Source organism: Desulfobacterales bacterium (assembly GCA_029211065.1).
Taxonomy (GTDB): domain Bacteria; phylum Desulfobacterota; class Desulfobacteria; order Desulfobacterales; family JARGFK01; genus JARGFK01.
Genome location: JARGFK010000144.1, coordinates 1 through 9223 on the forward strand (window position 1 = coordinate 1; position 9223 = coordinate 9223).

The window sequence follows — 9223 nt, forward strand, 5'->3', positions numbered from 1 at the left end:
TACCCCCGAAATCACCGGGTATCATCCAGGAAATTTTATATTTGCTATAAGCCAATCGCTTAAGTTAACGACATTGAACTGCAACTTATACTTTATTTTCTGTTGATATAGGCATCATAAGTCAGCGCCACCGTCCGGTACACCAAATGGGCCAGTTTTGAAAAAGGCGTATAGGCAAACAGGCAGAAGATAAACAACAGGTGCATAAAATAGATCGTATAGGAAACGCCGCCCCATCCTGCCAGGCGGGTTATCTCGGTCCCCAGGCCGGTCAGGCCCAGGGCCAGTACCAGTCCCAGCAGATACCAGTCTTTGTAGCTGCTGATCTGATCCTTTTTATCCAGCCGTTTCTTCACCAGCAGAAAACCGCCGATAACAAGGGCCACGCCGGCGATATTGGCCAGCCACTTTACCGGGTTCAGCTGGGAATAGGGGCCCGGCTGCCCCAGGACATACAATGCAACAAAGAAAATGTTGGTGACGATGAACAGCCCGATAAAGGCGAAGAGCACCATCAGGTGGGCGGTGGAACGATCCTTGTTCTCATCGCACTCTTTAAACTTGCGATGGGTCGCAATGGTCGGAATGACCTGAAGCAGTGCCTTTCCCACTGCAACGGGGTCAAACGCCTTCTTGTCCGTTTTGCCGGTGCGGATCGCATCCGCGTGAATATCCGTGATAAATCGCTTGAGTCCCAGGGCGAACACAGCCACGGAAAAGAAAAACGCGGGAATCATGATGATGTCCACCAGGGTCGTATGGATAAATTTGGCCTGGGCGATTTCTTCGCCGGTCGGTGCAAAATTAAGAAAAGTGGTCCCAAAAATCGGGCCGAGTACGGCATTTAGTATGAATCCCAAGACGATAAAAAGAACCGCTGGAATCAGCAGCAGAATGGGAATCAGCTTGGGGTCGTTGACCGCCTTTCCCAAAAACTTGGGGATGGCATAGTCGGCAACGGCATAGGCCCGGATGGCGCCCAAGACATCACCGGGTTTTGCGCCGCGCGGGCATTTGGTCGTGCAGTCCCCGCAGTTATGACACAGCCAGATATCGTGATTGGCCACCAGACGGTCTTTCAGCCCCCAGGATGCCGCAATCATCTCTTTTCTTGGAAACGGCTTGGTGTCGGGTGAAATGGTGCAGGCCACCGAACAGGTGGCGCATTGAAAACACTTTTTTAAATCTCCGCCCCCCAGCCCGGCAACTTCTTTAATAAAATCGACATCAGGCTCAACAAGGTATTGTTCCGCCATGTAGATACCTCCATATATTGAATATTGACGATTGAATATTGACGATTTGTCCGGGCCGCCTCACGCTGCCGAGCGGTTGAAACCATCAATCATCAATCAAAAATCATCCATTATTTAGAATCCCTTAAACGGATTCGGTCCCAACCCTTCAATCATATCCGCAAATTCGTCGATAATCTGCGGAAGCTTGTGATATTCATCAATGGCAATCTGGAACTGTGTCACCCGCTCTGTTTCCAGGGCCAGGCTCTTTAAGGCCTCTCCGATCTTGCGCATGCGGACATCGGCCAGTTCGCTCCCCTTGACAAAGTGGCATTGATAGTCATCGCCGTGCTTGCAACCCAGCAGAAACACACCGTCCATTCCCTGGGACAGCGCATCCTTGATCCAGATGACATTGACGGATCCCAGGCATCTCACCGGCACAAACCGGACATTGGGCGAATAGGTCAGCCGGTTGAGACCGGCGATATCCAGGGCCGGATAGGCGTCATTTTCACAAACCAGCCCCAGGATTCTCAAGGGCGGCTCATCAAAATCATCTGCGGAAGGAACCCCCACGGCTTTCACCATGGACCCCACGCTGTCGATGCTGTAGTCCGCAAAGTTGATAATGCGTTCCGGACATGCGCCCATGCAGGTGCCGCACCGCCGGCAGCGGGTCGGGTTCGGTTTCGGCGTCCCCTTTTCATCATCGTCGAGGGCCCCGAAGGGACATTCATCCGTGCAGCGTTTGCACTGGGTGCAGCGCTGGAAGAAAAAATCGGGAAACGACATGTCGCCGAACCTGGGGTGCACGGAAACCCCCCGGTTGACCGACTCGAGGCACTGGATGGCCTTAAGGGCCGCACCGCTGGCATCCTCCACCGACTCTTCGATGGTCATGCTGCGCCGGATGCTTCCGGCCGCGTAGATGCCCGTCCGCTGGGTTTCGTACGGAAAGCAAATAAAATTCGAATCGGAATAGCCGTTAAAGAGTCCGATATCCCGGAATGCGGGTCCCTGGCGGTAAGCCAGGTTGACCACCGAGTCATCCACTGTCGCCGGAACCATGCCGGTGGCCAGAACCAGCAGATCGGCCTTGACCTGGATCTTTTCACCCAGCAGGGTATTGTCGGCCTCCACGATGATCCCGTCTCCATTCTTGGAAACGTTGACCACCTCGCCCTTGGTCAAAAAGATGCCCGGGTCCTGCTGAATGCTCTTGTAAAAATTTTCCGTAAGACCGGGCGTGCGCATGTGCTGGTAGAAGATATAGGCCTTGCCGTCGCTGAAATCTTCCCGGACATACTTGGCCTGCTTCAGGGACACCAGGCTGGTCACCGAACCGCAGTAATCAAAATCGGCGTCGCCGTCTTTGCCCGGACTTTGAATAAATACGACGGACCGGGCTTCCTTGCCGTCCGACGGACGCAGGATCTTGCCCTTGAGAGCGATCTCTTCAAACTGATGATTGGTCACCACATCCGCAATCGCGCCAAGCCCAAGGTTCGCATATTCACCCTCCTTGGGCCGATAGGGCCGCCATCCGGCCGCCAGGATGATGGCGCCGAACTTTTCACCGCCCGGGTCCAGGGTCAGAATGTCTTTTTTGCCCTTGTTATATTCCATATAGCGTTCATGCAGTTTCTCAGCTTCCAGCTCCTTGCCGCTCTCATCAACCTTCATCTCGTCCGGCAGGGGAAAAGGCACATCAAACTCTATCTTTTCACCGGGTTTTTTAAATGTCACGGTAAACTCTCCCGGCTGGCCGGCAATCCGGGCCACCAGGGTGCCGGTCTTTACCGTAATGTTTTCGGCAGCCTCCACTTCCTTGATTTTAGCGGCAATAACCGGCGATACCAAACCCTCATAAGGGTCCTGGTCCGGCAGCTGCTTGCGGATCCTGGCGGCATACCCGCCGAGGGTATTCTCCTTTTCCACTACGGTCACGCTATAACCCGTCTTGGCCGCATCAAGGGCGGCCGAAATACCGGTGATCCCGCCGCCGATAACCAGAATTTTCTTGCTGATGCTATCCAGTTTATAGGGCTCCGGCAGATTGATTTTTGCAATCTTGGCCAACCCCATTTTAACGTAATCCTCGGCCATCATCTGCAGGTGGTTGACGAACTGGTCGTCAGCCACATCTTCGGGCTTTTCGGTTTTCGGGTGCGACCAGACAACCTGTTCTCTTAAATTCACACGGTCGACAATGCAGCCGTCAAACCGGAAGACATCATGATTCACCCGGCGTGAGCAGGCCGCAATCGAGAGGGTGTTGACACCGGCGTCCGAAATTTCCTTTTTCAAAAAGTCGACGCCCTCCTTGCTGCATAAAAACGGGTGGGTTTTCACGCCGTACCCTTCTTCCTTGGGCACTTCAGAGAGCTTCTCGATATCCAGGGCATCCCCGATGCCGCAACCTGTGCAGATATATACACCATATTTTTTATCCATGGTTAACCTCCTACCTCCTCACCAGGGTTTGAATCGCTTTTAAGGCCATACCGGTTGCATTCTGGTTGGATGATACCACATCCGCAGGCTTGTTGGCACATCCGGCCGCGAACATACCCCCTTTGGCAAAATCATTAATGATAAAACCGTCCGCATTATAGTTAAGGTCGGCGGGAAGTTTCCCCAATGCGGTATTGGGCTGCATACCGGTGGCCAGAACAACCATTTCAACCGATTGCCGGACCTTCTCTCCGGTCACGGCATTTTCCGCCACCACGGTGATGTTTCGGGTCTCCGGGTCTTCAGAGACCTCGGCAACCTTGCCTTTGACCAGCACGACATTTTCAGCCGCTTTGATATTCTGGTAAAACTTTTCATAGCGCTGTCCGGGCGCCCTGACATCGATATAGAAAAAATAAACCTTGGCGTCGGGGTACTGCTCCTGAACATAGGTTACCTGTTTTAAAGATGCCATGCAGCAGATATAAGAGCAGTATGGCAGATGATTTTCGTCCCGGGATCCGGCGCACTGGACAAAGGCGATGCTTTGGGGCGCCTTAGCGTCGGAGGGACGCAGAATCTGGCCGCCCGTGGGCCCGTTGACGGCCGCCAGCCGTTCCATCATCATGTTGGTGACAATATTGGGATATTTTCCAAAACCCAGGTTGTCGATCCGGGCGGCATCATACGGCGTCCAGCCGGTTGACCAGACAATGGCGCCGACATTCAAATTCAATGTTTTCGGCTCCATTTGAAGCTCAATGGCGTTATACTTGCACGCTTCCACGCATTTGCCGCATTCCGGCCCCTTGCAGACCGCCGGGTCAATGACATAGCGCATGGGAAAGGCCATATCAAATGGCCGGTAAATGGCCTTGGTCTTGTCCATGTTGAAATTGAAATCATTGTCCCGTTCCACCGGGCAGGCCGCGACACAGTCATTGCAGGCCACGCAATTTTCATTCACATATCGCGGGGCCGATTTTATCGTAACATTATAATTACCCGGTGTTCCCTCGACCTTTTCAATCTCTGCCAAGGTAAAAACCTTTATGTTCGGATTGTCTTTGATTCTACGAAAATTAATCTCCAAGCCACAGGTCGGGGGACACAGTTTGGGGAAATACTGATTGAGTTGGGCAACTCTTCCGCCCAGGTAGGGGTTTTTCTCCACCAGAAACACCTCATAACCCACCTCGGCAGCTTCCAGCGCGGTTGTCAATCCGCTGATCCCGCCGCCAACAACCAGAATGCTTGCGCTTCCAGGGGCTGATTTATCTTCTGTCATGCTATCCCTCCGTAGATCTAATCGTTATCATGATATTCCTGCTCGACCGGCACCTTCGTTCCGGGTGCTTGTTCTGTTTCGAGCAAGATGGTGCTTTTTTTCCGGGCGATATCCTTTTTTTATGTACCCATATGCTTAAACATTTTAGCGCACTCGCTCTAAAACCCTTAAGCATCCGGGTACGGCGTCCGAAACCCAGGTCTTTGTCTTTATGGATACCGCCCGGTGAACGAAATGCATGAAATTAATGGCTTAATAAAAACCTCCAGGTGCCTTAGGCACCTGGAGGTGAGGTTTATCGACTAGGGCAGATCATATTAGTCGGCTATGATCTTAACATAGTCTTTTTTGAAGATATCCCATTTTGCTGCCTTGGGATCATACTTGGAGTTGACAAAACAGAACCAGTTTTTGTCATCCTGTCCGGGATAATCCGACTGATAGTAGAATCCGGGATAACGGGTCTCTTTACGGAACTGGATGTGCCGCAAATGGGACTCAACCGTCCAGATGCGGTGCATGATTTCCCAGCAGCGCATCAATTCGTGCAGGTCGCCGGCAGCCAGCTTTTCACAATCTTCACGCATCACCTGGAGCATATCCAAGATAATCTCAAGGTTTTTCGAGGTGGTCATGTAGTAGGTGGCGGTTCCGCCGCCGTACTCGTTGGTGGCCTTCATCAGGCGCGCCGTCATGCCGGCAGGCTTGAGATAGTTGGGGTTGATGTCCATGGCCGTGGTGTATTGATAATTTTCCAGGAACACCCGCACCGGCTTGTAAACCATATCCACCAGCTCTTGTTTGCCCTGGCTCAGGCTGGGCGTAAAATCCTTATGGTCGCGGACGTATTTGACCATCGCCTTTGCCGCCATACGACCTTCGGCATGGGAACCGGAAGAAAACTTGTGTCCGGAGCAACCCACGCCGTCGCCGGCCGTGAACAGGCCCTTAACCGTGGTCATGCGATTGTAGACCTTGCCGGCATCGCCCCATTTGTAGGAATCCGGCACCCAGTCATAATCCGGTCCGGAAACCCAGAAGCCGCAGCAGCCCGAATGCGAACCCAACAGATAGGGTTCCGTCGGCATGACTTCCGAATTCTTCTTTTCCGGTTCGGTATCGGTAGCGCACCACAGGTTGGCCTGGCCGCAGGTCATGTCCAAAAAGTCTTCCCAGGCTTCAGACTCCAGATGCTTGAGTTCTTTTTTGTCCATGGTCTTGCCGAGTTCGGCCAATGCCGAGACCGTATCCATCATAATGGGACCGCGGCCTTCTTTCATCTCAAACAGCATGAGGTGGTTACGCAGACAGGTCGGTGTAATGGCTGCCGTTCCATAGGGTGCATACTTTTCAAGTTCTTTCTTGGCAGCTGCGCTGGCCACATAGTTTTCACCCAGGCCATTGAGCGCTTTGGCCTTGAAGAGCAGGAACCATGCACCCACCGGGCCGTAGCCGTCCTTAAAGCGGGCCGGGGTGAAGCGGTTTTCCATCATGGAAAGTTCCGCGCCGACTTTCATGCCGAGGTAGTAGGTGGAGCCTGCGTTCCATACCGGATACCAGGCGCGGCCTTTGCCTTCGGCGATGCTGCGGGGCTGATAGATATTCACTGCGCCGCCGCAGGCAATCATCATGGTCTTGGCTTTGATGATGTAAATTTTGTTTTCACGAACCGAGAAGCCGACAGCGCCGGCAATCTGGTTTTCGACTTTGGAATCCAGGAGAAGTTCAACAATAAACACCCGTTCCAGAATGTTTTCATCTCCCAAGGCCAGCTTGGCCGCTTCGGCAACAATCCGCTTGTAGGATTCGCCGTTGATCATGATCTGCCATTTGCCGGTGCGGACCGGTTTGGCGCCCGCTTTCAGGGTCCCCATTTTCTGGCCTCTTTTTCCGTCAAGGGTTTTACCCTCTTCAGACTGTTTCCAGATGGGCAGGCCCCATTCTTCAAACAGATTGACGCTGTCGTCCACGTGACAGCCAAGGTCAAAAACCAGGTCTTCCCGGACGATACCCATCAGGTCGTTGCGGACCATGCGGACATAATCATCCGGAGTATTTTCGCCGATATAGGTATTAATGGCCGAAAGGCCCTGGGCTACGGCGCCGCTGCGTTCCATGGCAGCTTTGTCCACAAGCAATATTTTGGCGTCCGCCGGCGCCCACTTCTTGATTTCAAACGCAGCGCCGCTGGCTGCCATACCGCCGCCAACGATCAGTATGTCAACTTCGCGTTCCTCAACTTCCGGATCCTTTACGGCTTTTGTTTCACCCAAAGGTTTGTTTGGTAATGCCATATTATCTCCTCCTTAACTTATCCATCAAAAATGGTCTGATTTTTTGATTGTTAACTGATGCCCCTGCCTAAACGGTGGCTTTGGGTTTGGGCAGTTGTCTACCGTCAGCTTCTTCCGTTGCCAGCAAGGGGCTGTCAAGGTCTTTGCCTTTCAGGTCCTTGTAAGCATTGGCAGCACCTTCGGGCGTTGTCCGGATGGGGAACTTAAAGCGCTTGATGTTTCCATTTCTGAATTTACAGGTCCACATCACATCTTCGGTTCCCAGCATGGGCATAATGCTGCTTCCCAGGGGTACAAAGTCGGCATAGCCTCTGACTTCAACTGCCTGGGTGGGACAAATCTTGACGCATGAAAAACATTCCCAGCACTGGTCGGGCTCCTGATTATACGCCTTCATGGCGGTGGGATCCAGAACCATCAGGTCATTGGGACAAATGTACATGCATGCGGTTTTGTCCCCGCCTTTACATCCGTCACATTTTTCTGCAATTACAAAACTTGGCATTTATGATACCTCCTAATTTAACATTCAAATAAATTACTATGATTAACATTCGTCCAACCGTTGTATCTCTATCCTAAAACTTTTGCACCTCCCTTCATTACCGTGGCCCGTTGGCCCGTTTTTTATTTTAACAGTCTACAGACCTGTCATTTTTTATTTTTACACGCGGCGACGCCACTGCCGACGCTGCCTTAAATCCAAAAAACCTATTAAATTCAAAAAGATAAGATGTGTTTTACTCATTATAAAATAAGGCTACATAATTATCATTCGGCATTTTGCTTGTCAAGTCATTTTGGCGCTATTTCCTTTAATTTGCATTCCGCAACAGACCTGCCGTCGGCATCATCAATATCTGGTTGATTCATTTGGGCCGGGCACAATATCTGGAATTTACAGGTGCCACAAAAATAGCGTCGGACATCGGGAAATTCTGCCGCATTATCCGGCAACCCCCTGCCGGCTTTCTGCTTTTGTCGCAGCTATCCACCGACATAACCGCTGTCCTTGGAGAATTTTTTTTTGGTTGACACGCCGGCCAAACCTGATAGCTCTTACCACATCCTGTCGTTTTAAAAAAAACATGACAAGTTTAAAAGTAGAAGAATGACATGGAAACTCATTATACGCCGATTTCACCCGACCAACCGTTTTCGTTTTCATGCTCCCGGAAAATCAGCTGCTTCAACGAATGCTGCCGGGACCTGAATCAGTTTTTAGCGCCTTATGATATTCTGCGGCTTAAAACCCGGCTCGGCCTTTCATCAACTGATTTCCTCAAACACTATACAACAAAGCATACCGGACCGGAATCCGGACTGCCGATTATTGTCCTTAAAACGGATGCGTCCCCATCGGCCAAGTGCCCTTTTGTCAAACCCCACGGCTGCAGCGTTTATGAAGACCGACCTTCCTCCTGCCGGATGTATCCCCTGATGCGGGTGAAATCCCGGTCTCGGGAGACCGCCAAACTCAGCGAACATTACCTGCTGTTAAAAGAGGGGCACTGTAAGGGTTTCCGGGAAGACGCAGCCTGGACGATAAAGACCTGGGAAGTCGAACAGGGCCTTTGTACCTACAATGAAATGAACGACCGGATGCTGGAACTCATCAGTATGAAAAACCGCCGGGCGGCCGGCCCCCTGGACCCGGAATCAAAACGTCTGTTTTCCCTGGCGCTTTACGATTTGGATCGATTCCGGATGCATCTTTGCCAAAAAGATCTGTCGGGCATGGCAGCGATACCGAACGAAACGTTGGATCAAATCACAACCGACGATGAAGCCTTACTTAAATTTGCTTTCAACTGGATTCGGCAGGTCCTTTTCCCACTTTGATAAAATCCCCCCTCCGCCCCCCTTTTTAAAGCTGATCATTGGACACACTTGACACAGGGGGTCTGAGGTGTTATATATGGTGTATGTATGTTTCTGGTCAACAT

The 9223-nt window shown here is 51.7% G+C and carries 6 protein-coding genes; 1 reads left to right on the top strand and 5 read right to left on the bottom strand.

What is annotated here, in order from left to right:
* Window positions 1-92: 92 nt before the first annotated feature.
* The 5 genes from qmoC to aprB all read right to left on the bottom strand — a co-directional run bounded on the left by qmoC (window position 93) and on the right by aprB (window position 7782).
* Window positions 93-1256 (bottom strand): quinone-interacting membrane-bound oxidoreductase complex subunit QmoC, encoded by a 1164-nt coding sequence (gene qmoC / locus P1P89_20765; GenBank protein MDF1593947.1) that lies wholly within the window; start codon window positions 1254-1256, stop codon window positions 93-95.
* A 114-nt stretch (window positions 1257-1370) separates the two neighbouring features.
* Window positions 1371-3695 (bottom strand): FAD-dependent oxidoreductase, encoded by a 2325-nt coding sequence (locus P1P89_20770; protein MDF1593948.1) that lies wholly within the window; start codon window positions 3693-3695, stop codon window positions 1371-1373.
* A gap of 10 nt (window positions 3696-3705) precedes the next feature.
* Window positions 3706-4983 (bottom strand): CoB--CoM heterodisulfide reductase iron-sulfur subunit A family protein, encoded by a 1278-nt coding sequence (locus P1P89_20775; protein MDF1593949.1) that lies wholly within the window; start codon window positions 4981-4983, stop codon window positions 3706-3708.
* Window positions 4984-5300: 317 nt separating this feature from the next.
* Window positions 5301-7277 carry an adenylyl-sulfate reductase subunit alpha gene (gene aprA / locus P1P89_20780; protein MDF1593950.1) on the bottom strand — a complete coding sequence of 659 codons (1977 nt, stop codon included), beginning with the start codon at window positions 7275-7277 and terminating at the stop codon, window positions 5301-5303.
* 67 nt (window positions 7278-7344) lie between these two features.
* The gene (gene aprB / locus P1P89_20785) at window positions 7345-7782 is read right to left on the bottom strand and encodes an adenylyl-sulfate reductase subunit beta (protein ID MDF1593951.1); all 438 of its coding nucleotides are present in this window, start codon (window positions 7780-7782) and stop codon (window positions 7345-7347) included.
* A gap of 611 nt (window positions 7783-8393) precedes the next feature.
* Between aprB and P1P89_20790 the strand changes: the two genes are divergently transcribed.
* A complete protein-coding gene (locus P1P89_20790) occupies window positions 8394-9119 on the top strand; it encodes a YkgJ family cysteine cluster protein (protein MDF1593952.1) in 726 nt (241 codons plus the stop codon).
* Window positions 9120-9223: the final 104 nt, after the last annotated feature.